Annotated in this window: 21 protein-coding genes and 1 pseudogene; 14 read left to right on the top strand and 8 right to left on the bottom strand. The window is 61.2% G+C overall.

Annotated features, from left to right (window positions below):
- Positions 1 to 17: 17 nt before the first annotated feature.
- The 4 genes from ABIB95_RS21785 to ABIB95_RS21800 all read right to left on the bottom strand — a co-directional run bounded on the left by ABIB95_RS21785 (position 18) and on the right by ABIB95_RS21800 (position 3,981).
- The gene (locus tag ABIB95_RS21785; protein ID WP_063981742.1) at positions 18 to 755 is read right to left on the bottom strand and encodes a peroxiredoxin-like family protein; all 738 of its coding nucleotides are present in this window, start codon (positions 753 to 755) and stop codon (positions 18 to 20) included.
- Complete coding sequence (locus ABIB95_RS21790) at positions 752 to 1,687, bottom strand: LysR family transcriptional regulator (protein ID WP_063981741.1); 936 nt, start codon at positions 1,685 to 1,687, stop codon at positions 752 to 754. The genes ABIB95_RS21785 and ABIB95_RS21790 overlap by 4 nt, the downstream gene beginning before the upstream one ends.
- Positions 1,688 to 2,106: 419 nt before the next feature.
- The gene (locus ABIB95_RS21795) at positions 2,107 to 2,793 is read right to left on the bottom strand and encodes an antibiotic biosynthesis monooxygenase family protein (protein WP_354242005.1); all 687 of its coding nucleotides are present in this window, start codon (positions 2,791 to 2,793) and stop codon (positions 2,107 to 2,109) included.
- 156 nt (positions 2,794 to 2,949) lie between these two features.
- A complete protein-coding gene (locus ABIB95_RS21800; RefSeq protein WP_354242008.1) occupies positions 2,950 to 3,981 on the bottom strand; it encodes an ATP-binding protein in 1,032 nt (343 codons plus the stop codon).
- Between the two features lie 188 nt (positions 3,982 to 4,169).
- Between ABIB95_RS21800 and ABIB95_RS21805 the strand changes: the two genes are divergently transcribed.
- The 11 genes and pseudogenes from ABIB95_RS21805 to ABIB95_RS21855 all read left to right on the top strand — a co-directional run bounded on the left by ABIB95_RS21805 (position 4,170) and on the right by ABIB95_RS21855 (position 13,271).
- The gene (locus ABIB95_RS21805; protein WP_354242011.1) at positions 4,170 to 4,262 is read left to right on the top strand and encodes a hypothetical protein; all 93 of its coding nucleotides are present in this window, start codon (positions 4,170 to 4,172) and stop codon (positions 4,260 to 4,262) included.
- On the top strand, positions 4,252 to 4,392 hold the full coding sequence (locus ABIB95_RS21810) for a hypothetical protein (RefSeq protein ID WP_354242014.1): 141 nt from the start codon (positions 4,252 to 4,254) through the stop codon (positions 4,390 to 4,392). The genes ABIB95_RS21805 and ABIB95_RS21810 overlap by 11 nt, the downstream gene beginning before the upstream one ends.
- Positions 4,393 to 4,497: 105 nt before the next feature.
- On the top strand, positions 4,498 to 4,911 hold the full coding sequence (locus tag ABIB95_RS21815; protein ID WP_283017355.1) for a cupin domain-containing protein: 414 nt from the start codon (positions 4,498 to 4,500) through the stop codon (positions 4,909 to 4,911).
- A 665-nt stretch (positions 4,912 to 5,576) separates the two neighbouring features.
- The gene (locus tag ABIB95_RS21820) at positions 5,577 to 5,981 is read left to right on the top strand and encodes a baeRF12 domain-containing protein (RefSeq protein WP_354242017.1); all 405 of its coding nucleotides are present in this window, start codon (positions 5,577 to 5,579) and stop codon (positions 5,979 to 5,981) included.
- 50 nt (positions 5,982 to 6,031) lie between these two features.
- Positions 6,032 to 6,226: pseudogene (locus ABIB95_RS21825) on the top strand (SOS response-associated peptidase); the annotation flags it as partial.
- Positions 6,227 to 6,543: 317 nt separating this feature from the next.
- A complete protein-coding gene (locus tag ABIB95_RS21830; RefSeq protein WP_354242063.1) occupies positions 6,544 to 7,740 on the top strand; it encodes an MFS transporter in 1,197 nt (398 codons plus the stop codon).
- Between the two features lie 327 nt (positions 7,741 to 8,067).
- Positions 8,068 to 8,280, top strand: coding sequence for a hypothetical protein (locus ABIB95_RS21835; RefSeq protein ID WP_354182140.1), 213 nt, complete (start codon positions 8,068 to 8,070; stop codon positions 8,278 to 8,280).
- Positions 8,281 to 10,022: 1,742 nt separating this feature from the next.
- Positions 10,023 to 10,640 carry a LabA-like NYN domain-containing protein gene (locus ABIB95_RS21840; protein WP_028160060.1) on the top strand — a complete coding sequence of 206 codons (618 nt, stop codon included), beginning with the start codon at positions 10,023 to 10,025 and terminating at the stop codon, positions 10,638 to 10,640.
- Positions 10,641 to 11,335: 695 nt separating this feature from the next.
- Positions 11,336 to 12,220 (top strand): hypothetical protein, encoded by an 885-nt coding sequence (locus ABIB95_RS21845; RefSeq protein WP_080669683.1) that lies wholly within the window; start codon positions 11,336 to 11,338, stop codon positions 12,218 to 12,220.
- A 218-nt stretch (positions 12,221 to 12,438) separates the two neighbouring features.
- On the top strand, positions 12,439 to 12,795 hold the full coding sequence (locus ABIB95_RS21850) for a PRC-barrel domain-containing protein (protein ID WP_028160059.1): 357 nt from the start codon (positions 12,439 to 12,441) through the stop codon (positions 12,793 to 12,795).
- 146 nt (positions 12,796 to 12,941) lie between these two features.
- Positions 12,942 to 13,271 (top strand): response regulator, encoded by a 330-nt coding sequence (locus tag ABIB95_RS21855; protein ID WP_354242021.1) that lies wholly within the window; start codon positions 12,942 to 12,944, stop codon positions 13,269 to 13,271.
- Between the two features lie 92 nt (positions 13,272 to 13,363).
- Here the strand turns inward: ABIB95_RS21855 and ABIB95_RS21860 are convergent, their stop codons facing one another.
- Positions 13,364 to 15,226, bottom strand: a complete 1,863-nt coding sequence (locus ABIB95_RS21860) for a response regulator (protein WP_354242024.1) — start codon at positions 15,224 to 15,226, stop codon at positions 13,364 to 13,366.
- A 53-nt stretch (positions 15,227 to 15,279) separates the two neighbouring features.
- Entirely contained in the window at positions 15,280 to 16,908 is a 1,629-nt protein-coding gene (locus ABIB95_RS21865; protein ID WP_354242027.1) for a PAS domain-containing sensor histidine kinase, read from the bottom strand.
- Between the two features lie 1,156 nt (positions 16,909 to 18,064).
- Here ABIB95_RS21865 and ABIB95_RS21870 point away from each other — a divergent pair.
- Entirely contained in the window at positions 18,065 to 18,400 is a 336-nt protein-coding gene (locus ABIB95_RS21870; RefSeq protein ID WP_354242030.1) for a hypothetical protein, read from the top strand.
- On the opposite strand, the gene ABIB95_RS21875 is transcribed toward ABIB95_RS21870, so the two are convergent.
- Together ABIB95_RS21875 and ABIB95_RS21880 are read right to left on the bottom strand one after the other, a co-directional pair.
- Positions 18,381 to 18,968 (bottom strand): phosphatase PAP2 family protein, encoded by a 588-nt coding sequence (locus ABIB95_RS21875; RefSeq protein WP_049826486.1) that lies wholly within the window; start codon positions 18,966 to 18,968, stop codon positions 18,381 to 18,383. The two genes, ABIB95_RS21870 and ABIB95_RS21875, sit on opposite strands and share 20 nt — an antisense overlap.
- A 103-nt stretch (positions 18,969 to 19,071) precedes the next feature.
- Complete coding sequence (locus ABIB95_RS21880) at positions 19,072 to 19,962, bottom strand: SDR family oxidoreductase (RefSeq protein ID WP_187387967.1); 891 nt, start codon at positions 19,960 to 19,962, stop codon at positions 19,072 to 19,074.
- 394 nt (positions 19,963 to 20,356) lie between these two features.
- On the opposite strand from ABIB95_RS21880, the gene ABIB95_RS21885 reads away from it, so the two are divergent.
- Entirely contained in the window at positions 20,357 to 21,475 is a 1,119-nt protein-coding gene (locus ABIB95_RS21885; RefSeq protein WP_354242066.1) for an NAD(P)/FAD-dependent oxidoreductase, read from the top strand.
- Positions 21,476 to 22,469: 994 nt separating this feature from the next.
- A complete protein-coding gene (locus tag ABIB95_RS21890; RefSeq protein ID WP_354242035.1) occupies positions 22,470 to 22,631 on the top strand; it encodes a DUF2934 domain-containing protein in 162 nt (53 codons plus the stop codon).
- The last annotated feature ends 725 nt before the right edge of the window (positions 22,632 to 23,356 follow it).

The raw sequence follows: 23,356 nt of genomic DNA on the forward strand, positions 1-23,356 counted from the left end.
CCCACCTTCTACTGCCCTCACTCGGACGTGGAAGCGGCCTGGCGCAGCGAGGCCAGGATTTGCGTCGGCTCCTCTCGTATCGTGAAGTCCGGCTCGACGAATGCGCTGCGGATCCGGCCTTCCGCGTCAATCACATAGGTCGCGGGAATAGGTAACATCCACTCCGGTGACCCGTGCCGGGCGCCGAAGTCGAATCCTAGCCCGGAATAGTGCGCTTTGGTCTCGTCGGGCACCCGGAACAGCACGCCATACGACATGGCAACGCCATAGTCGACGTCGGAGAGCACCTTCAGGTCCAAGCCTAGGCTCCGCTTGAGCTGCCGCGGGAAGTCCCTCGTCTCGGGTGTCACCACTGCGAGGGTCGCACCGATGCTCTCGAACTCATCCTTTGCAGCCTGCAGGGCGCAAAGCTCAGCGGTGCAGAAAGGACACCAGCCGCCTCGGAAGAAACTCAGGACGAGGGGTCCTTTGCGGCGCAGCCGTTCGGAGGAGTGGAGACGGCCATCAGCGTCCGGCAGGAGGAAGCTCGGCGCGTCATCTCCAACCTTCAGAGCGTGCGATGCCACGTCTGTATCTCGGAGCCAGCGCACGAGGTGGTTGTATGACTCCCAATCCGCAGCGCTGAACGTCGTCAACAACTCGGTGCGAATCCGGGCGAGTGTCTTGTTGGTTTGATTTAACATCGGTTGGGAGTCATCGGGCTGAGGATCGATTGGCTGGAAGCGGCTGGCCGTCGGCGTGCGTGTCGTGGTCATGCGGGCGCCCTCGACACCACCGGGACCGCTGCGTGCGGCACGCCCCGGTCGGGGGCTTCGACCGACCAGTCGCGAAGCCGCGCGACCTTGACGAATGCGTCCAGCGCCGGGGAGTAGCGGCGCCCTTGTACAGCCAGTAGGCGTACCTCCCGTGAAACCAGGTTGCCTTCGAGCGGGATGGTCTTGAGCGTCGGAAGGCGCGGCATGTGCTCGGGCGCGAGCATCACGCCAAGGCCGGCCGCGGCCATGTGCTGCAGGTGCAGGTCGTGACCGCTGCAGTGGCCAAGCTGGGGCGGGCTCTCGGGGAAATACGATTTCTGGATCTTCGGGGCCACGTCGCAGTCGGCGCGTTCGAGCAAGATGGTCTCGCGGAGGTCGTCGATGCCGATCGAGGGACGATTTGCGAGCCGGTGCGTCGGCGCGAGAACCACAACGTAGCGCTCCTCGAACAGCGACCAGTCATCGATGCGGGCGGGCACATCCTGCACGTCCCCAACCATTGCGACGTTGATCTCACCCTCAAGCAAGAGGTCGACGAGCTTCTTCGCCGCGCCCTCGCGCAGCTCGACGTGAAGTCCAGGAACGAACTTTGCGATCTCCGCGATCGGATCGAGGACGAGCGACGCCGAGATGGAGGGGGCAAGGCCGATCTTCAGTGGCGCAACGTCCTTGCGTTGGAACTCCTGGGCTCGGCGACGCACCGCCTCTGCCGAGGCCAGTGTGCGCTCGAGCATCGGAAGGACCTCCTTTCCAAGATCGGTGAGTTGGGTGAGCTGGCGTTCGCGGTAGATCAACTGGCCGCCGAGTTCCTGCTCGAGCTTCTGCACCCCCTTGGTCAACGCGGGCTGCGTGACATTGCACTGCTCGGCCGCGCGGGTGAAGTTGAGCGTGGACGCGACGGCGAGGAAGTAGCGAACCTGATGAAGCTCCATGGGTTGTTATGTTCTCCGTCAAGGTGCGACTGTCGATAGAGACAAGCCTTTGCAATCGACGGCGTGACAGGCACGTCGCGATCATGGGAAGTAGATGCGACTTGCCTGCGCAGGTTGGAACGGCTCGGCCTATTGATTAGGACGCACGGACACGCTTTCAGGAGTTTCTGAGAGCCAGGTTAGTGCATGCGAGATGGGCGAGTACCGAACGGGCGGCGGCGCCGCCGCGTACCCATGTTCGTCACCTTCGTCAGTGCAGAAATCAATCGTGCGACAGCTAGCGGAGCAAGCCTCAACGATAATTCGTCAACCGCCAATCGTCTGTTTCTTACCAAGCCTGGCTAAACGCGAGACTGGGCGGCAGTCCGAACCCAGAGTCGAACTCTCGTGGCAGCATGGCCCTTCCCGACGGAGCGGCGTCAGGCATGGAGGGTCTCGCCGCCCTTGGCATCTTCGAAGTATTGAGGTGCCTCGCGACGGTCGTATTTCCCGTAGTCGCGCACGATCCGCACTCTACGAACCCTTGCCTTGTCATCCGGCGCGGAAGCGTCCTCGTAAGCCTGCGCTGCGGCGGCGTCCTTCCAGGACATGAGCAGAATCAGGTCGCCAGGCGTGAGCACTGCTTCGAAGATGTCCCAGGACGTGAAGTCGGCGGCCCAAGGGTTCAGTCCGAGCCACTCCGCGCAGTCGTACGGATTGTCGGTCTGCTTCCACTCCGCGGGGCGCGTCGCGTTGATCAGCGTGACTGTCAGCCCCTCCCCGACTTCGGTCTCATCGAGCCGCTGCTCCCTGAGGGCGTAACCCATGGGCACCTTATTGTCGGCAGTGATCTGACCGACGCGGAGGTGGTAGCCTGCGAGTATTTCATCGCGGCCCTTCTGCTGGACCTCGTGATGGCGCATGCGGATGCGCCAACGGACGAGCGACTTCTCGTCCCGCCAGTTCGAAAGCGAAAGGATCCAGCCCTCGCGTGTCAGGCTCTTGTAGCGGATGTTGTCGACGAAGCCCTCGACCTGCTCCAGCTCGGGGCGCAGCATGTTGGCGTTGTCGAGGTAGTTATCCCACTTCCCTTTATGGGGGAGGGCTTCGAAAATCACGGAAAACATAGTCTTATCTCGTTCCTAGAGTGCCGCGATGTAGTCGATTCGGTGTCGAAGTGGCCCGACCATACGTCGCATTCACGGTGATTCGCCGGATGGGAAGCCCCCGCGGGCGCGTTCCCGCTTTTCCGCATCTCCGGCCTTCCCGCCACACCGCGGTAGTCACTGACCGCGGGGAGTTTTGGATGACGGCGTGCGCGTGATCCGCGTACCGACAAAGCTGCTCCGGCCCCCCGCATCGTCGACACACGGGAGAAAGAGGCGGACCAGCGTGCCACCACCTCGCTCGCTTTCCATACTGATCGCACCGCCCCGTCCTTCGGCGAAGCGCCGAACCTGGGCGAGTCCGATGCCGCTGCCGCCGCCAGCCGCCTTCGTCGTGAAGTACGGAAGGAACGCCTGCGACAGGACCTCCTCAGACATGCCCTCCCCCTCGTCGGCGACGACAATCTCAACGAACCCGCGGTCCGCGCTAAACGGCTCGACATTCCGCGCCGCGACGGTGATCGTGCCGCCGGCCGGCATGGCATCGTCTGCGTTTCGGCAGAGATTCAGGAGCGCAAAGTACAGCTCTTCCGGGTCGGCATTGAAGGTCCATAAGTCGGGCGCGATCTCGGTGCGGACAGTGATGTCCGGGCGCAACGCCCAGTCAAGCGTACCCGCGATCGCTGCGAGACGACTGCCTGCGACAAAGCCGTCGATCGACTTGCGGCATGGTCGCGCAGTATCGAGGAACTGACGGCTGAGCAACACGCCTCGCGTAATCGCTTCCTGCATTTTGCCAACGATCGCCGCTCGATACGCGGCATCGCTCTGGCACTCGAGCAGCCGCAGGCCGCCGCCGATCACGGCGAGAAGGTTGTTGATGTCGTGGACGACGAACGGCGCCACGTCCCCGATCGACCTCTCGCCCTCCGAACCGCGGGCGAAGGCCGCGCGGCGCGTGCTGGACCGTGGGGCGGTTCGGAACAGGACCCCGGAGATCTCGCCGTCGCCCCCGACGAGCGGAATCTCCACGCGTCTGGACGCGATAACACCGCTGCCGTGATCGCTGACGCTCCGCATTCTCACACCGAGTGGGCGCTGCACCCCAAGCGCGACACCGGCGCAGTCCGCAAGCACGACGACATCCCCCGGCAGAGGGCTCTCGACCTCGCCGGGAAAGGAAATGTCGGATGAATATTTGATCAGCATCTGGGAAACTCCTGGCCTGCGATCGTCCAACGGGACGCCAAGTTCGGCCCGTACACGCGGGCGGGCGACGATGGCTCGAAGATTGGCTCCAGCACCGAAAAATGGAAAATCACCTCTTGCCATGGAGTCGATAGCCGACCGTTATCGGCACGCCGCGGCGCCCAGGCTGCAACGCAGCGCTGATCATCATGCTAAGCCAGAACAAGCAGCAAGATATCGATCGCAAGGCCGCGGAGAACGACTACCGGATCAATGTAGGCGAAGCTCAAATTGCTGCATGAGAAGATCGAACAACTGCATGAGAGCGAAGTCCTGAAGCCAACGGAGGCCATCAGGATGCTGACCGATCTGCTCGAGCAGTCAACGTCGGATGCACGCGAATCCGGTGCGGAAAGCGAACCGCCATCATGACGGACAGCTATTGATTTCATGGCGTGACGTCATTTCCAATTCGCCGCACGGAATTCCATGCTTGCACGGTGCCGGGCTCATCCGACGCGCAATCAGGAGGTTACAATGTCAGTTCACAAGCCGGTTCTCACGGCGCCGCACGGCGGCGAGACAGTGACCTCGAGCGGAGGCTCGAGCGTCGAAATGAAGGTGGAGAGCAGCCAGTCCGGAGGCGAATATGGCACTGTCCTGTGGACAGTGCGGGCCGGGGAAGAACCGCCGCTGCACACCCACACGCGCGAGGACGAGCTGCTATACGTGGTGCAAGGGAAGCTAATCGCGCGGGTCGGCGATGCCCGTATCGAGGTGGGGCCAGGCGCCTACGCGGCTCTTCCCCGCGGTGTGCCGCATACGATCGAGGTGGTCGGCGACCAGGCGACCCTGCTGCTCAGCTTCGTGCCGGGTGGGTTGGAGCGCTTCTTGGTCCCCCGGAAAGGCGAGCAGCCCGATCCGGCTGCTTTCGGCCTGACGTTCCCCTAGGGGCGGGGACGGCGGCGCGCGGGACATCTGGAAGAAGAACTCTTGCCGATCGCTGAAGCTCGTCCTGGTCGAAACGGACGCGATCTCCATCGCCGCCGCGTGCGTGGCGCGGTTGCGGTGGGTGGCGTTCTTGACGTAGCCGACCCGCGTCGAGACGACGCCGGGCAAACGCCGCGGAAAATTGCGCCGGCCGTCCCGACATCGCATAGGGTGCACGCGCTTCCAATGTCGCGAGGAGTGCCGAGGCATCCTGGCCGAAGCTTCAGTCTGCCTTCGAACAAGCTTCGGCAAAGGCGGGGTTTCCGGCGACCGCTTGCGCGAGTGCTCGCAGAGGGAAGCGCCGTGCTCCCGCCGCGGCGCCAAGCGTCTTTCAGTCATTCCGATAACGGTCGGCTATCGACTCCATAGCGAGAGGTGATTTTCCTTTCGACCGCCATGGACTCAATCTTCGACCGATCGTCGACCGGCCGGGAAGGCGTTCTCCAGCACACCGACTTCTCGGCCGCCAAGATCGCCGTGCGCGCCGCGCCGCTTCCTTACGGCGGTCGTTGTACTGCCTGCTCTGAGGAGTTCCGTGCCGGGAGCTTAAGAGACGCAGCAACACACCGGCTGACAAGTACATAGCCCGCCGTGTCAGTGCGGGATCGTGAACGGGAGGTCTTTCGATGATTCTGCCTACCGGTGCGACAGTAGCTGTCGCTGACGGCGAGACGATCCGCCTGTTCCACAATACAGGCGTGAAACCTGGGGTGCACTTGGTCGAGATCACGGCGGCTCCGCCTCAGTCCGCCCACTCGGGCTCGGGTGCGCGGCATCGTACCGGCTCAGCCAACCCCGACGGGAGGCGGCTCGTCGAGGACGACTTCGCGGCAGCGGCGGCGGCTTTCCTGAACAAGCTCAGCCTGGACGGGACCATAGAACACTTGGTCCTTGTCTCCGACGCTAGAATCCTGGGCGAGATGCGCAAGCACTTCAATCGCGACCTGAGAGACAAGATCTTAGGGGAACTCGCGAAGGACTTCAGCCGGCGTCCGCTCGAGGACATCGCCTCACTGATCGCCGACGCCTGACGCACCACCGCCGACCGTAGAGCGAACTTCGCCCTTCGTGACGTAAGCGGTTAACCACTAAACCACACTTTGAGGTAAACGCCATCCACCCGAAAGCGATGCCCGTTGTTTTGACGGCGCCGGGTGAAGTTGAGACTTGGATGAAGGCGCCTTGGGATGAAGCCAAAGAACTTCAGCGTCCGCTTGCAGACGGCGCGTTGCGAATCGTGGCACGTGGCGTGAAAGAAGATTTGGCCGCAATATAAAACTCGTCGGGGAACGTCCCAACGCCGAACCCAAGGCCGCCGCGCGGAAGCTCCTCGAGCTCGCCGCCATAAGCTAACCTCTCGCCGGGAAACGGACCGCGCATGGGAGGGTCCGCGCAGGTCCAGAGAGGCATGGCAGAGATCCAGAAATGAGCGCGAGGCATTAGCGAGGTGACGTCGTTGCACTCTAATCGCCAAGGTCGGCGGAACTAACATGATGGGCACAGGTTATTTTCCAGTCCGCTCCGGCCAATCGGCGGGCCATGTCCGCTTGCGCGAGACTCTATTCGATCGGCAGCTTCACGCTCGGCCTCTCTATGATATCGCGCTCCCCTTCCCGCGTCTGGCCCCTCTACGCCGTCAACTTTTTCATGGCCGACATGCAGTCGGGCATCGGGCCGTTCGTGGGCGTATTCCTGCAGGAGCGTGGTTGGGCCACCGGATTGATCGGCACCGCGATGACGATCGGCAATGTCGCGGGCATGCTGGTAACGACACCGATCGGCGGCTTCATCGATTCTAGCCGCAACAAGCGGCTGTGGGTCGTCATCCCCGGCATCTGTGTCGTTCTGGCATCCGCAATCATCCTGATCTCACAGAATTTCTGGGCGGTGACGTTCTCGCAGGTTGCGCAATCGCTGGCGAGTGCCGCGATTGTGCCGGCAGTAACCGGCATCACGCTCGGCATCGCTAATCAAAAAGGCTTTAATGCGCTGAACGGACGCAACCAGGCATTCAACCATGCCGGCAACATGGTCGGCGCGGCGCTGTCGGGCTATCTCGGTTACAAATTCGGCTACGTGACCGTGTTCGTACTCGCCGCTATTTTTGGCGCCATCGCGGTGGCTTGCGTATTGATGATCCCGGCCAAGGCGATCGACGATCGCGCCGCGCGCGGCGGCAAGGAGGACGATCCGGATAGCCCGCCGAGTGGTCTGTCCATCCTGTTCAAGCACAAGCCGCTGCTCGTGCTGGCGCTGGCGCTCGCGATCTTCCATCTCGGCAACGCCGCGATCGTCCCGCTCTATGGCCTTGCGGCCGTCGCAGAAGCACAGGCCGACGGTCCGAGCTTTGTAGCAATCACGGTGGTGATCGCGCAGGGCGTGATGATCGCGACATCGCTAGTCGGCATGCAAGTCGCGGGAAAGCGCAACTACTGGCCAGTGCTGCTGGTCTCTTTCACGATGCTGCCTGTTCGCGGCGTGCTCGCTTTCTTCGTCATGGGATGGTGGGGTGTTGTACCAATGCAGGTGCTCGACGGCATCGGGACCGGACTGCAGACTGTCGCTGTCCCGGGCATGGTCGCGCGCTCGCTCAACGGCAGTGGCCGCATCAATCTCGGCCAGGGAGCCGTGATCACCGTGCAGGGGATCGGCGCAAGCCTCAGTCCCGCACTCGGCGGCTGGATCGCGCAATGGATCGGCTACGGCCCGACCTTCCTGCTGCTCGGCTGCTTTGGGCTGGTGTCAGTCGCGCTGTGGCTGGTGTTTAGCCCGGCCGTCAAGAATTATTAGGGATTGTCATGACGAGGAGCGCGCGACGAAGCAGTCCAGACTGCCTAAGCGAAGGGCTTCTGAGCAAGTCGTGCCTGCGCATTAAATAGGTTTCCAGGTGTGACCTAGCTGAGCTGACATTGCGCTGCGACCGAGCTGCGGTAGCTTGTTGATCACCGGGGATGGCTGCATATTTCACTTAATCATTTCACCCGAATTTTTTTGAGAATGAGGTCGCAGCAGTCCCCCTGGGTGCGGCCTTCGTTCTAGCACCCCAGCCGCCACACTATTTTCATTTTTTGTCGGAATCAAAATGGTGTCGTTGTTTCATTCTTGAGGACCGCATTCATGACAAAGGAAAATTGCTTAGTCGTTCACGCGGCTGGAAAACGGTTGGATTTGCTGCGCGGAGAGGCTGCTCGCATTGCGAAGGGCAGCAAATTGGGGTGGTGGACCGATCGCGCAGACATCGGCACTCGCTTCTGCTTTGAGGATGCAAAGGCGAAGGAAGCCTTTGCGTTGATCTGCGACAATTTCGGCATTCGGTGCCAGGACGGCTAGCTTAAAAGATGCCTGCGTCGGCCCTACTTCAACGTAATGCTATCGACCCGCTGGCATGGTCGACACAAGTAAGCGTGTACTGCGGGCAGGCTAGCAATCTTCGGAAGTGTAGCGAGATACACCATCGGTCGCCTACATTCTTGGCAGATGAGGATAGGCGGATTGTCCTTGTTGCGGCGGCCCGTCATTTCCTCGCTCACTTCAGAGCGCGGCAACATAGTTCTGGATGACGCCGAGCACACCTCCGTTGAAATACCGAAGCCTATCGAAATTCGGCAAGTTCAACGTGAGGCCCTTCGCGCAAGACGGAGGACGTTCACGAGACGTAAAGCACGCGCGCTAACATCGCGGCGGCATTGTTCACAAATGGACCATGCGTGGGAATGGATGCAGCCTACCCTCGCTGAGCGTCGGTTGGATTCGCCTCCGTTCCGAAGCTCAAGCGGCCTCAGCTATCCCCCTTCAAAAGCTGAGGTCGCTTGCTCCGTCCGAATTGCGACACTAGAACATCGGACGAGAGTCGATCCACGCGGGAATTTAGGCGTTAGTGCGGCTTTGCCGGCTGCTGGTTCTCGGGCCGGACCGTCTTGTTGCTGTCTGGCATTTTGTCTCGACCCTGATCTCCATTGTCGTCTTTGCCGCCAGAAGTGGACGTACCACTTCCGCTACTCGAACCAGGCGACATGCCAGTGGTGCCACGCGGGTCTCTGCTCGGCGCCGTCGAGCTGGCTGCCGGGTCACCATTGACCGCCCCACGTCCGCTTGGTGAGCCGGCGGGCTGCGCCGACGCAGCAGCAATCGAGACAGCCAAACCGGTTGCTAATAGTAGGATTAGTTTCACGGCAAACTCCCAGGGTTGTCGCGCTTAACCCGCAGGAAGTCCGATCCGTTCCAAAGACCTAAGCCGGCGCAAGCTGAAGAGGGATCAATGACCGTCTTCGTCTACGTGAACACCGCCAAACAGGTCGGCGACGTCGACCAAATCAAGGTCTTCGCCAGTGTCGATGCCGCAGAAACGGTTCGAGGAGAATGACCCCTAGGGGGTGGCATTTGAGTACGACGTGATAGGGCTGCCGGCGTCGTTCGTTCTCGCAGACGCAAACACTCCCAGCGCTTACGCACCGGAAGCGTTTTTCCAATCAACGAATTGGTTCTTGCAAAGTAGATCCGTACGCGCCACGCCACACTGCGCGAGCCCTCTCATGAACGCCGCGATGGAGAGCCTTTCCGAGAGTCCGAGAGCATCCAAGCGCAATCGGCCTTTGGCTATCTCAGGCCAGTTGAGTTCGGGCGCACGTTGGGAATTATCTCAACCGGGTATACGTCAACCGGAAGCGGCACATTGCTGGGTCTCCAATACGACGCGGTGAGGAGCAGCAAAAAAGTCGCTCGTGCAGCCATATACTGTGCCGCTGGTCGGCTGCGCTCAGTACCCTGCAGGACGATTTTACCCGCTTCGCCAGAAACACACCAGCGCCAGCCGCGACCGCGCCGTGTGATCGAACTATCAAAGACAGGAAAATCCACATCGCTCATGAGACGCATACTCCAAAAACGACCACCTAAAATAGCCACATTACTCAAGAATTTTAAATGGGCTAACTTCTTTGTGGCTACGTAGTTCCTCCTCGCCATGCGATTGCTTGAAGCTTAAAGTATTTTTCGTGCGTCTCGTAGTCCTTCGTTCAATTGCTGGTCTCTCGGCGAAGACCTAAATCGGCTCTCTGGAAAGCCCGCAAGTCATGTCATCCGCGTCGACTAACAAGATTGCGCTTTTCATCGATGGCGCGAATCTTTACGCGACGGCGAAAGCCCTGGGCTTCGACGTCGATTACAAACGCCTGCTGGAGGAATTTCAGAGCCGCGGGAAACTGTTTCGGGCATTCTACTACACCGCAGTCATCGAGGATCAGGAGTTTTCCTCGATCCGTCCCCTGCTCGATTGGTTGGACTACAACGGGTTCACGGTCGTCACCAAGGCGACTAAAGAGTTTGTCGATGCATCCGGCCGCCGCAAGATCAAGGGCAACATGGATATCGAGCTCGCGGTGAACGCCATGGAGCTCGCCGAACACATCGACCAGATGGTGCTGTTCTCGGGCGATGGCGACTTCCGCTCTCTGGTCGAGGCCGTGCAGCGCCGCGGCGTGCGAGTCACGGTGATTTCCACTATCGCCAGCCAGCCGCCGATGATCGCCGACGAGCTGCGCCGCCAGGCCGACGTCTTTACGGATCTCGTCGAGCTGCAGCCGAAGCTTGGCCGCGTCCCATCCGAGCGCCCTGCCCCACGTGATCGCGAACCGCGGGGACACATGCCGAAACTCTTACAAGAGCCGAAAGGAAACGACCCTCCTGGCTAGTAAGGGTCGCCCGCATCGATGAATTTGCGGCAGAACCACTTCAATAGAACAGCATTACCGACATCCAAGCAGTCAGCGACGCGCATAAAGCCAATTCCGAGATACGGCAATGCCTGGCGCATCCCAGACGCGAAAATATGCTGCCAGCTTCGCATTCCTGCCGGCGACCGACGCCGAATCTGCGTCTGCATCGACCGGCGCGGAACAACTAGCGCCGAAGGCCAATTGAGGACCTGCCAAGCATCGCCGCCGATGCTGGCGGAGCAGCCCCGGTCTACTTGCCCCCAAGCCCCCCAACCGGGGCCGTCTCCCCGACCTTGAGAAACGGCATGTGAGGATTTTACAAGTACGGCATGACCAAGGGCGGAATGATGAAGCCTGACGCGTCCGGCCAGGGCGGCTCTGGTCCCGGCAGCGATCAGGCCGGCCCCAAAGCAACAGGAAGTAAGCCTGGCTCCTCCGGGGATTTGCTTCCCAGCCGCGTTGTCTTACCCCGGCAACGCGGCTGTTCTTTTACGACCGGAGTCGCGCGAGTGCGCCACCTGGCGGGAAACGTCTGGATCGAGGAACCCTTACGCACGCCTGGCATTGAAGTGGCGAAGAGGAGGACTTCGCATGAATGGAATTATCTATCTCGTTGGCCTGATCGTCATCGTCATGTTCATTTTGTCTCTACTCGGTCTCAGGTAGACGCCATGGCCATTGAACCAATCTCCGGGATCGCATCCGAAACAGCCACCGCATCCAACTTAACCAGGCTCTGGGGATTGCAGTGGACACCCATCGTCGTTGGAGCCTTCGTCGCTACGAGTTTGTCCCTGATACTGATCTCCTTTGGAACAGCGCTTGGACTGGGCATGGCCTCCGCTGCGCCGACCTGGAGAGATGCTTCCGTTGCGCTATGGCTGTTGTCGGGCGTCTACCTGATCTTTCAGTCCCTCATCAGTTTTGGCTGCGGCGGCTATTTTGCCGGGCGCGTGCGGCCGCCTTACGCTTCCGCGACCGATGACATCGAGACGCGCGACGGACTGCATGGCGTTGCTGCCTGGGCGCTCGCGGTCTTAATCGGAGCTGTTCTGACCGCGCTGATAGCGGGTGCTGCAAACCGCCCGTCCGCAACGACTCAACCGCCGTCTGCTACCGAACCGTCGATCCTAAGTTACGAGCTTGATCATCTCTTCCGTGCGCCCCGGCGGCCGCCGAACGTTGATCTGACGGGTGAGCGTGCTGAAGCCGCGCGAATTCTAGCAACTGCTTCGAGTCACGGCGGCGTCCTCCCCGAGGATCGCACCTATCTTGTTCAGCAGGTCACTGCATTGACCGGGCTCGCAGCGACGGACGCCGAGAGGCGAGTTGATACGACGCTGGCAAATGCAAAGAGCGCGATCTCGAGGGCTCGTGCGGCAAGTATCATCATCGCCTTCTCGGCGGCTGCAGCGTTGCTGTTCGGGGCCGCGGCGGCTTGGGCTGGTGCAGAAGCTGGAGGCCGGCATCGCGATGGCGAGCCGATTTCCGAGTGGATGGCTCATTCCAATCGATGGCACAAAAGCCGCGTCGCGGATCCCCGGCCACTACCTTAACCTCATTTTTCCGCACAGGGTGACAGGCTGGAAATCCTGTGACCTTCCGCTGCGCCGGTTGTCGGGGTGGTGAATTCATCGCGACGCGCGAAGTACGAGATCAGTTTTTGCCGCGTCGCTCGCTTTTCCATAGCTCTCCCGCCGAACCTTTAAAACGTAGGAACGATCGCCTCTCGATCGCAGTTGTCGTGCGTCAATGTTTCTAGGAGGAGACGACGATGGAAACGGAAAGGCGTGAAACAGGTACGCTGATCGGTAGCGACAAGGTCGAAGGCACAGCGGTCTATGGGTCCGACGCCCAGAAGATCGGTTCGATTGAGCGCGTCATGATCGACAAGGTCAGCGGCCAAGTGTCGTACGCGGTTCTCGGCTTCGGTGGCTTCCTCGGCATCGGGGACGATCACTACCCCCTGCCCTGGCAATCGCTGAAGTACGACACAGGTCTTGGCGGCTACCGGACCAATCTTACCGCCGACAGGCTTCAGGGCGCGCCGAAGTACGGCAACGACAATGCCTGGGACTGGAACGACCCGGGACGCGCAAGAGCGGTGAACGACTACTATTCTGGGTTCTGACGGTTACCGGCAAGCCCGCTTGCGAGAGCGGGCCTGCCGCGCCGGTCAACGCGCCTGCTGTCGGCAGAAGCGCTCCACCCGTCAGTTGAAGGAGTCGCCAGTGCGATGCTCGTCGTCGAGGACGACGCCTCATACGCGAGCTCGTCGTGGAAACTTGGCGGGAGGAAGGATACGACTACGCGGCGCATGGCGCAGAGGCATTGGCGTGGTGCGGGCGGCAGGTTGTCGACGTTCTGATCACCGACGTCAGGTTGCCCGGCGGCATCGACGGATGGAAGATCGCCGAACATTCTCGAGAACACGACCCCGATCTACCCGTGATCTATGCGACCGGTTTCTCGCCCGTCACACCCCGTCTGGTGTCCGAAAGGCTAACACCGCAGAAGCCCTATCATGCGGACGACGTCGTCGGGGCCGTCAGCCGGGTTCTGCGGATCGAGCATAGGGGCCCTTGCAGTTCCATCGATGGCTCTTGATGAAGATCAACGTTCTTGCTAGGCCGAGAACCAGGCCGTCTGACGAGGCGCGCATGTCACTGCTGAAGCCGAGCCGCAAACGAACCGCTGCGTCAGCCGCGGTCCTTGAGCAAGTATAGGCCCGAGCGTTCCGACCCCACGAGTTGCGAGGCCGTCTGAAGCAACTGTTCCTGCGTAAAGGGCTTCGTCAGCACCATCGACCGAGCGAAGCTTTCCGGCAACGCCTGACGCCCATAACCCGTCACGAACACGAATGGGACATTCCGCCGAGTGAGCGCCGCAGCAATCTCGTCTACGGGTTCTCCCCGCAAATTGGCATCAAGCAGCACTCCGTCGAACGAACCTTCCTCGACCGCCCGAAGCGCGTCCTTCACCGAACCGATGGGACCCTCGACGTTCACACCGGCGCCTTCCAGACCAGCGACGATGTCGAGCGCAATCAGGGGCTCGTCCTCGACGATCAGGAATCGCTTGCCTTTGAGCGGTTCGGCTGGTGCGGCCTGACGCATGCTGCGTGGACTACTTGACGATGTGGACCGGCCGCGCTCTTCCGGCGCAATCGATTTTTCCGCGCTGAGAGGCAGCGTGATCTCCCAGCGTAAGCCCTCCGCCTCCGCGGACACGTGAGAGCTTCCACCCTCGCTCTTCGCGGTCTGTTCGATGAGGTTGGTTCCGAAGCCGCGTTTGAGGGGCGATTTGACCGGCGGCCCGCCTCGCTCGCGCCATTCCAGCCGCAGCTTGTCGTCGTTCACCGCCCAGCCCACGTACACAGTACCCTCGGGCTTCGACAGGGCGCCGTACTTGACCGAGTTGGTGCCGAGTTCGTGCAGCATCAGTGCCACGTGCAACGCGACCTGCGGCCCAAGCCGTACCGGGGGACCAGAAGCTACCACACGAGAAGCATCGTGCGCAGCAAGCTGATCGCGCAGAATGTCGAGGAGATCCGCGTGCTGCCAGCCGGACTGACTGAGGAGCCCGTGCATACTCGAAAGCGATTGAATGCGGCCGCCGAAACTCACCGCGAACTCGGCCGGGTCCTTCGCGCGCCGGAGCGTCTGCTGGGCGATCGCCTGGACGACCGCGAGCATGTTCTTCACGCGGTGGCTGAGTTCGCTGACCAGAAGGCGCTGCGTCTCGTCGTGCCGCCTTCGCTCGCTGACGTCGCGCGCGGATCCGAACCATTCGACGATCTCGCCGTCCTCGTCGAACACCGGAACGGCTCGCGAGTGCACCCAGCCCAACGTACCGTCGATCTGCTTGACCTGATGCTCGAACTCGAACGGTGTCTTGGTCCGGATCGCCTCGTCGATGGCCGACAAGACCTGCGGCTGATCGTCCGGATGAATGTACGTTTCGAGCCAGGTCTTGCTCGGGCTCTCCGTATCGCGGACGGAGTCCTTGCCCTGGAGGTTGCGCATCTCGCTCCAGTCTGGACTCATGCGATAGACAATGTCCGAGGTCGCGGTGACGAAGGCGCGGTACCGTTCTTCGCTTTGACGAAGGCTTTCCATCACCTCGCCACGCACGCTTGCGATCTTCAGATGCGCGTCTACGCGCGCCAGCAGTTCTCGCGCAGTGAACGGCTTCACAATATAGTCGTCCGCGCCGGCACCGAGGGCCTCGACCTTGGTCTGCTCGCCCGCACGCGCTGAAAGCAGGATCACTGGCAGTGACCTGGTGCGGGGGTCTGCGCGTAGCCGCATCAGCAATTCCATCCCGCCAATCCGCGGCATCATCACGTCACTGAGCAGGAGATCGGGCAGTTTTCGGGAGATTGCTTCCAAGGCCGCCTCACCGTCCGGCACCGCGTGGACGCGGTAATGCTCGCCGAGAATGCGCGTCAGATATTCGCGCATGTCGGCGTTGTCGTCCGCCAGCAAAACGAGCGGCCGTTGCGCTTGAGGCGCAGCAGCCTGTTCCACGGGCAACGCGACCTCGATGATCTCGTCAGGCACGGCCGAGGTATCGGGAAGCCAGCGCAGCGCCTCTTCAACGAACGGCCTCGCGCTCAGGCCCGTCGAGGCTTGCGTGCGGACGCCGCCGATCTCGTCACCCGGAATGTCGAGCCTTTGCCAAGTTCGCTTTCGGCGGTGACCTCGCCGCCGTGTAGCCTCGCAAGCTCCTGCACAAGCGCAAGCCCGATGCCCGAACCTTCGTAGGTCCTGCCCCTCGCACCCTCCACGCGGTGGAAGCGCTCGAACAGCCGAGGCAGCTCAGCGGTCGAAATGCCGGTGCCGGTATCGGCGACGACGAGCTCGAACTGCTCGTCTGCCTGTCGCAGGGACACCTCGATCGTACCTTCGAATGTGAACTTGAAGGCATTGGACAGGAGATTGAGGACGATCTTCTCCCACATTTCCCGGTCGACGAAGGCGGTGTCCGAAAGCGGCGGGCAATCGACGACCAGTGTCAGACCAGCCTTCTCGATCGCCGAGCGGAATTCGCTGGCAAGATGCGCCGTCATCTCGGCGAGATCGGTCGCCTCATAGACGGCCTGCACGCGCTCCGCCTCAATCCGCGAGAAGTCGAGCAACGTGTTGACAAGTTTGAGCAGGCGCAAGCCGTTGCGGTGGACCAGGTCCATCTGATCGAAGTACGCGGCCGGAATCGTCGCTCCACCAGACTCGCGATTCATCTCTTCGAGCGACCCAAGCATCAAGGTCAACGGCGTGCGGAATTCATGGCTGATGTTGGAGAAGAACCGCGTCTTGCCGCGGTCGATCTCGGCGAGCGCCTCGGCTCGCCGGCGTTCGGCCTCCAACTCCCGCTGGTTCTGTTCGGCCCTGACCCGTTCCGTGACGTCCATGCCCGTCGGCACGACGACGACCACGCGGCCGGACGCGTCCCGCACCGGCATGCAGGCGAAGTCAACGATGTGCTCCGAACCGTCACCCCAAAAATACAGCGACTCGCCGCGGAACGGCTCGCCGGCTGTAGCCTGCTCGACGGCGTGACGGACCCACGCCATCACCTCCTGCGACCGATTCCACCAACCGCACTCCCAGAACGGGCGGTCGAGGACGTCCGCACGCTGGAAGCCGCAAACCTCGAGGGCCGACCGATTGATGTCGAGGACCGTCCCGTCCAGGCGGAGGCGCGCGGCGAACAGGCCCTGGTCGTAGACTGCCTGGAACTGCTCGGTAACCTCCCGCAGTTGACGGTTGGCCTCCTGCAGCTCTTGCGCCCGCGGCATGACTTCGAGCCGCATGGTCTCGTCTGCAAGCGCGGCCACGCGGTCGCCCCGGGTGATGTCGGTGACGTCTTCGACCCGGTGCATGATGTATTGAGCCCGCCCGTCCGGTCCGATCACCGGAGAGTTCAGGGGCGACCAGTGCCGTTGCTCAAAGTCGCCGCCCGGTCCGCGGACGTCGTACCTCTGTACGGCCATCGTATCTGGTCGACCCCCGGCAAGGACTCTTTTGAGGGACGCGCGGAGGTTCGTGATTCCGGTCGCAGACGGATCTTCGGGGTTGTCCGGGAAGACTTCGAACAGAGGGCGACCTATGATCGCATCGCGTTCCGTGTGAGTGGCCCGAAGGTAGGCATCGCTGGCGTCCAGGATGGGGAAAGTCTCGTCGGCGCCGAGGACAAGGAATAGCGCGGGAGAGCTTTCGAAGATTTTGCGATAATCCACCATGACCAGCCGCGCCCCGTTTCAGAGTACCGAGCGATACCCGAAAAAAGAAACCTACCGGCGAAGCATACAATCCTACCGGTGATGCTAAAACTGAGAGATAACCGATTGTCTGGATTCAGGTTCCTTCGGGCCTGTTGGACGGGCAGCCCGATGCGGCCGTCACTGGCGCCGATCTTCGGCGCGCAAAACTCGGTTTTCGTGGCATCAAGCGGAAAGATGACAGGCCATACCCGGCACCCGCGTGCCCCACGACTGCTGAAGATGCGCAAGGTCCGCGAAACGTGACCACCTCCGGGTGCTGTCTCCTCCAACGGCTGTAACTTATGGCCGCGAGCCCCTCAATGTATCGGCACAAAGTGCAATAGCGAAACACTGAGGTTCTGCTTGTCTGGAGCGCGCCACGCCGATCTTTCTCAGCCCCAAGCTTCCTAGATTGGCGAGGACATGCAGGGCCCCCGTGCGGTCTTTGACCTCGCCGGTGCCGGTGGTCGCGAGATAGTCCTAGACGATGGACGGAGCGGCAGACCGGCAACGACGTTTGGAGTTGGGTCGCTGGTGAACAGAGCATGCTCCGGCGCTTGAACTTGCCACCATGGTGAGCGGCTCATTCGATGATCTCAGCCAATTCTGCCACCAGACGTATCTGATCAGTTCGTTGGTGGCTTTCGCGAAGGCGTGTGGCGCCTGGCGCGGAGCTTAGGCTTTAGCACAGGGCGAGGCAGCGAGCGTACGCCGGGGCCCGCTCTCCGATATTGGGCAGGAAACGGCCCGTTAACTCCCAAAGCCCATCATTATCCCGACTAGCGCATAGTCGATATCAACGAACTCCCACTGGAGCCGTCGCTGAACCCAACCCGGCGACGGCACTTTTGTTGGACCGATGGACTATCGAGCTTTCACAAACGACAGCATCACGATGATGTATGAAAGTGTTCGCGGCGCTCTCGCGTCGGACGATGCTCAGAAGGCTGCCGGAGAGAAACCGCGCTTCCAAGTTCGCGAAACGTCTAATTGGCGGGAGCATGCCGCCAATCTAGAGACCGAAATGCTTCGTCGGGGCATGTTCTTCGAGATTATTGATTGGTCCGAAGATCAGGGGCGATTGCCTGTCTAGTTCCGCTTTACGGAACTTTAATAGGACGTTGCCAACGTTGAGATGATTGCAAATCGTCGCGGAAAGCCTGAATGCGATTCTCCGGAAACTCGAAAGGCCATCCTCGATATCGTTTCGGACGATCATCGCAATCCGCTGGTCGAATTCGCCGCCAGGAATTCCACGGCCAAGGTCAGCCTGGAGAACAACAAGCCGCTCTACCTTTTCGGCGAGAAGATCGTGACGACCTCCAGGAGCAATCAGAAGCACACCTTGCAATGCAGCGGCGCGATTTCAGTCACGGTGGGTGATGTGAAGGCCTCGAAAGAGATCGAGTTTTCCGTCCAGAAGGCGACAGACGGCAAGCTCTCAGTATCGATCACGCCCTTTCAATTCTAGGGCGTCGCGGGTCGCGGCGACGTCCCGCCAATGTCCAAGGCCGCAAGAGTCGTTCGACCGCGGCGCCAAGCGCAAAACCGGCAACGACGTCGCTTGCCCAATGCGCAAGCAGCGAGATCCGCGTCAGCGAAAGTGCGACCGCGATAGCACGCACGGCGCGACGCCGCGCTGGCGGCAGCAGACCCGCTGCGGACGCCAGTGCACCCATGTGGACGGCATGACCGGATGGAAAGGCATCGCGTGCCCGCCCGGAGACGGGAACGCCATGCCGGTGGCCGACGATTGTCAGCCGATCAGGTCTGGTCTGGTCGAACGCGGATTTGAGGATATGCGGTAGTACGGCCGTCACCAGTGAGGCCGTCAGAATGTGATTTGCGAGTGGGGCCTGCTGCGGCTTGCGGAGCTGGACATAAAGCCAGCCTGCCGCCGCCAGTGCGAGCAGCACATGCTCGTCCGCGCCCCAAGTGAGGGCCTTGGAAGCGTCCTCGACCTCGTAGTCGGTGTGAGCCGCGATCTCATCGGCGATCGCGACATCGATCCGTGTAGGTTTGACTGTTACGAGCGCCATCGGTCCAGGCAGGGGTCCAAAGCTGGCGACATGTTCTCCATGACAGTTTTGTAAAACTCAGGACCGATGATGGTTCCTGAGCTCAATCGTCTGCCTTCAGCGATTACGGCTGTCCTGATCCGCCTGCCGAGCCATAAACCTGGCCGGTCGCATAACTCGCATCCGCTGCGGCGAGCTGCACATAGATCGAGGCGAGCTCAGCGGGCTGGCCTGGGCGGCCGAGCGGCGTCATGCCGCCGAACTTCTCGAGCTTCTCCATCGTAGCGCCGCCCGAAACCTGGAGCGGCGTCCAGATCGGCCCCGGCGCAACGCCGTTGACCCGAATGCCCTTCGAGGCGAGCTGCTTCGCCAGCGACTTCACGTAGTTCATGGTCGCCGCCTTGGTCTGTGCGTAATCGTAGAGATCGGGTGAGGGATCGTAAGCCTGCTCGGACGTCGTGCCGATGATGCAAGAGCCGGGCTTCAGATGCGGCAGTGCTGCCTTGATGATCCAGAACGGTGCGTAGATGTTGGTTTTCATGGTCGCGTCGAAATCCTCCGACGAGACGTCGAGGATGGAGGTGCGCGTCTGTTGACGAGCGGCGTTGTTGACGATGATGTCGAGACCGCCGAGGCCCTGCATAGCCTGCTCGACCAGCTTCTTGCAGAAGGCTTCCTCCTTGAGGTCGCCGGGAAGCGCAAGGCCGGTACGGCCTTCCTTCTTGATCAGGGCGATGACCTCCTGTGCGTCGGGCTCTTCCGCGGGCAGATAGTTGATGGCGACATCGGCGCCTTCGCGTGCATATGCGATCGCGGCCGCGCGGCCCATGCCGGAATCGCCGCCTGTGATCAGCGCCTTGCGGCCGGCGAGCCGCCCGGAGCCCTTGTAGCTGGTCTCGCCGTGATCGGGACGCGGCTCCATCTTGCCGGCGAGGCCGGGCCAGGGCTGTGACTGCTTCTTGAATGGTGGCTTCGGATAGCGGGTGACGGGATCGACCAGGTCCTGCTCGGCCATATCAGTGTTTCCTTTCGCTGTTGAAGATGCCAGCGAAGCCGCGGCGAGCGTCGCGCTCGCCGCGCGGACGATTTGCCGGCGGGATACGGAAGTCTTGTCTCGATGTGCCATGAAGGGCTCCGCGACTTTGCAGTTTCAACCAGCGGAGCGGAGTATCGTTGCTAAACGAGGGCGCCGGATCCCATTTGAGGTCCACAATCCCTCAGCTGCGCCGTCACGTAGGGAACGCCACAACCTTTGATGAGTTGCCCTTAAGGTGCCCGAGCGTTTGTGGGAGCGTCCTATCTTTAGAGATGACAACATCGAACAGGACGACCTGCGAAGCCCATATTCGCCGTGGGCCAATCTACCACCCCCGAACATCAAGCCTGTGACCGAGAGTTTCCGCTGCGATGTGCTGATCGTTGGCGCCGGCATCACCGCCGCTCTGGTCGCTGAACGCCTGACCCGGCAGGGCCGGCAAGTGGTGGTGATCGATCGTGAGCTGCCGAGCCTCGGTAGCACGGTTGCAAGCACGGCGATGCTGCTGTGGGAAATCGACCGTCCGCTTCTCGAACTCACGCAGCTCTACGGTTTTGAAAAGGCAATTCGCTGCTATCGCGCGAGCCACGGTGCAACGCGGGCATTGATGTCGCTCGTCGCGCATCATGGAATTCCCTGCGAGATGCGGCCGCGTCTTTCGCTCTATCTTGCCGTGGGCGATAGTCCAAAACTCATCAACGACGAGTATGCAGTCAGGTCCCGCGCCGATTTGCCGTCACACTTGCTCGACTATGCCGGATTGCTGCAGCGTTTCACGGTCGGCCGGGCTGCCGCGATCCTGTCAAGCGATGCGGCCGACGCCGATCCCGTGCGACTGACGCGCGGCCTGCTCGGCATTTCTGTCAAGCGCGGCGCTCGTCTGCTCAAAGCCGATGCGATTGCGTTTGACGGCAGCGCATCAGGCGTAACTGTCGGTCTTGAGGCCGGACTGTCGGTTGAGGCGCGCAACGTGGTGCTTGCGACCGGTTATGTGATGCCGGACATTGTGCGACCCAGAGCCCAAAAACCAGCGTCCAGTTGGGCGATCGCAACGGTCCCGCAGCCACACAATCTCTGGCCTGAGCAAGCACTGATCTGGGAGGCGTCTCAGAACTATCATTATGCGCGTACGACAACGGACGGCCGGATCATCGTGGGTGGTGAGGATGATGACACGCTCATTCAGCCACACGCCCGCGATGCAGCGACGCCGGACAAGGTGAAGGCGCTCAGGGCATATCTGAAAGCGCTTTGGCCGCAGGCATCCGGCGATGTGGCCTTCAACTGGTCGGGCGCCTTCGATACCACCAGTGACGGGCTACCCCTGATTGGGAGAGTCCCTGGTTGCAAGAATGTCTTTGCTGCTTTCGGCTACGGCGGGAATGGCATCACATTCAGCTTTCTCGCGGCAGAGCTGATCGCCACCCTGCTTTCGGGAGGCACTTCACTCCTACTTGATGATTTTGCGATCGACCGTGACATCGTCGGCTGAAGAATAGAGCTGGGCGTGAGGACAGGCCGGCTGCACCGCGTTCACGCAAGCGATGGGCCAGAAGGTGACGTAGCAGGATGGTGAGCACGAAAGCGGCCGCCAACTGAGGCGGCCTTACTCACTCTTGAATTCCGCAATCTTTCGATCTTGACACCATAGTTCTACGTCGCACCCGTCAGCTAAGGATCTGGCGCGCTTCTTGGCTTCGATTTCGTCCTCGCACAATAGATCGATGCGAAGCTCGATATGTCCGTCGAGGCCCATAATATATGCGCGGTGCCCTTGTTTCTGCTGCCCGTCCAATGCTTGAAGCCCGTATTTTGAGTTACTGCGTGTTCCGTTCATGCATACACTCGCGTTTTCAAATCGTTCGATGAGTCGAATTCATTGATCGATTCCTCGGTTGGCCTGAGACGGCCTTATTCCTCCGGGGGTTGTAGGCCCGGCGACGTTAGCCACCCGTCTATATGAGAAGCGGTTTCGTGCTGCCGCAGTTTGCGTTCTAGGAGATCACGCCGCGGTCCTGGCGGCGTATTTTCCAATTCCGCTATGATGCGGGTTCTTTCCACGTTCAGATTGTCGTCAATGTGGGATCGTGGGCGTCGTCCCATGGCACTCTCCTTTCCCTGCGTGAATTGGGCGGGAGCGCAACCGGCGTTCTCATCACCGATCAAAGCACGGTGCCGAGCGGTGAGGGAACCAGTGTGCACCCGGAACCAGAGCGACGCCAGAACAAAAGTTAGCCCAGCAAACGTCTGCCGGGGTCAGAAGCCGACTTCGGGCCATCGGCCGGGATACGGCTGCTATGGGCCTTGGCGGATGATCCGGCCGATAAGGCACGTGGCGAGACGAGGAAAATCGGGCGGCGGCATACCTGAAAACAAGGAACGACTCTCCGAAGCTCGAATTGGCTCTTTGGGATAAAATTGGCCCGGCGGTGCTGCCGTTTGTGCCTCCTGTCCAAAGCAGGACCTGCGCTCTGGGAGGTTTCGTGATGGCCCACCCAACCGAGGAGCAGATACGGAAACGCGCGTTTGAGCTGTGGGAGCAGGCGGGCAAACCCGAAGGACGCCAAGACGAGTTCTGGGACCAAGCGCAGAAGGAATTACAGGGCGCAGAAGAGCGTGGTGCGCCCAACAAGGGGGCCGACATTTAATTCCGCTGTCGCCCTTTGGCAGCGCTCCAATCTTGGTTCACCGTGCTCTGGCGTTAGCCAAGCGGGAGCATGCTCCGACCATGCGCTGAGGTGGGTTACTCGAACGTACGCGCGTCGCATTTATTCGCCGCCACCCCCGTCTCGCGCAAATGTCCGAGTTGGGTCATAAGCCGACCTCACGCCAACGGTCCCAAAAACGTCAGCTTAGGGCCAACAGGGGAAGCAGCGCGGCTTGGCCGTTCACTGAACAAGCGCGTCCTGATAGCGTCCGGTGCGGCCAAAGCCTGGAATGCCTCAGCGACAAGATTAGCGGAAAAGCCGCCGCCGGGTTGAGCGCGGCGACGGCTTCTTCTTTACGCACTCAGATGGCGGCGACTACCCGTCGCGTCGCATGAAGGAAACGGTTAGCGGGCGCTGCGACGCCATCAATTGGATGACGTTCCTGTTTGCGCAATTCATCGACTAGACGTTCGAGGTACGGCGGCAGAGGCGAGGCTCCGAGAGATAAGTTCTGCTGCAATCTGTCACCCACCTCGTCACAGATCGACCGGGCAGTCTGATGATCGATGTGGTCCGATATTCTGCTGGTCGGTTCCATATCGCGACCTTTCGATTAGGCCCCACGATTAACTCAAGTGTAAGCGCGATTTTCTCCGCACGGTGACGCCCGCGCTTTTGACGGATGGCCTTCGTATCGAGGGCGGCATCTGACCCGTTCAGGCAGC

It is taken from the genome of Bradyrhizobium sp. LA2.1, assembly GCF_040547725.1.
Taxonomy (GTDB): domain Bacteria; phylum Pseudomonadota; class Alphaproteobacteria; order Rhizobiales; family Xanthobacteraceae; genus Bradyrhizobium; species Bradyrhizobium barranii.

Bases quoted from the DNA above. Each gene is read 5' to 3' on its own strand.
- ABIB95_RS21785 (WP_063981742.1), bottom strand. From the start codon at position 755: ATGACCACGACACGCACGCCGACGGCCAGCCGCTTCCAGCCAATCGAT.
- ABIB95_RS21805 (WP_354242011.1), top strand. From the start codon at position 4,170: ATGCTAAGCCAGAACAAGCAGCAAGATATCGATCGCAAGGCCGCGGAG.
- ABIB95_RS21880 (WP_187387967.1), bottom strand. From the start codon at position 19,962: ATGGCCGAGCAGGACCTGGTCGATCCCGTCACCCGCTATCCGAAGCCA.
- ABIB95_RS21790 (WP_063981741.1), bottom strand. From the start codon at position 1,687: ATGGAGCTTCATCAGGTTCGCTACTTCCTCGCCGTCGCGTCCACGCTC.
- ABIB95_RS21820 (WP_354242017.1), top strand. From the start codon at position 5,577: ATGATTCTGCCTACCGGTGCGACAGTAGCTGTCGCTGACGGCGAGACG.
- ABIB95_RS21815 (WP_283017355.1), top strand. From the start codon at position 4,498: ATGTCAGTTCACAAGCCGGTTCTCACGGCGCCGCACGGCGGCGAGACA.
- ABIB95_RS21870 (WP_354242030.1), top strand. From the start codon at position 18,065: ATGATTGCAAATCGTCGCGGAAAGCCTGAATGCGATTCTCCGGAAACT.
- ABIB95_RS21875 (WP_049826486.1), bottom strand. From the start codon at position 18,968: ATGGCGCTCGTAACAGTCAAACCTACACGGATCGATGTCGCGATCGCC.
- ABIB95_RS21840 (WP_028160060.1), top strand. From the start codon at position 10,023: ATGTCATCCGCGTCGACTAACAAGATTGCGCTTTTCATCGATGGCGCG.
- ABIB95_RS21845 (WP_080669683.1), top strand. From the start codon at position 11,336: ATGGCCATTGAACCAATCTCCGGGATCGCATCCGAAACAGCCACCGCA.
- ABIB95_RS21835 (WP_354182140.1), top strand. From the start codon at position 8,068: ATGACAAAGGAAAATTGCTTAGTCGTTCACGCGGCTGGAAAACGGTTG.
- ABIB95_RS21865 (WP_354242027.1), bottom strand. From the start codon at position 16,908: ATGGTGGATTATCGCAAAATCTTCGAAAGCTCTCCCGCGCTATTCCTT.
- ABIB95_RS21800 (WP_354242008.1), bottom strand. From the start codon at position 3,981: ATGCTGATCAAATATTCATCCGACATTTCCTTTCCCGGCGAGGTCGAG.
- ABIB95_RS21795 (WP_354242005.1), bottom strand. From the start codon at position 2,793: ATGTTTTCCGTGATTTTCGAAGCCCTCCCCCATAAAGGGAAGTGGGAT.
- ABIB95_RS21890 (WP_354242035.1), top strand. From the start codon at position 22,470: ATGGCCCACCCAACCGAGGAGCAGATACGGAAACGCGCGTTTGAGCTG.
- ABIB95_RS21830 (WP_354242063.1), top strand. From the start codon at position 6,544: ATGATATCGCGCTCCCCTTCCCGCGTCTGGCCCCTCTACGCCGTCAAC.
- ABIB95_RS21850 (WP_028160059.1), top strand. From the start codon at position 12,439: ATGGAAACGGAAAGGCGTGAAACAGGTACGCTGATCGGTAGCGACAAG.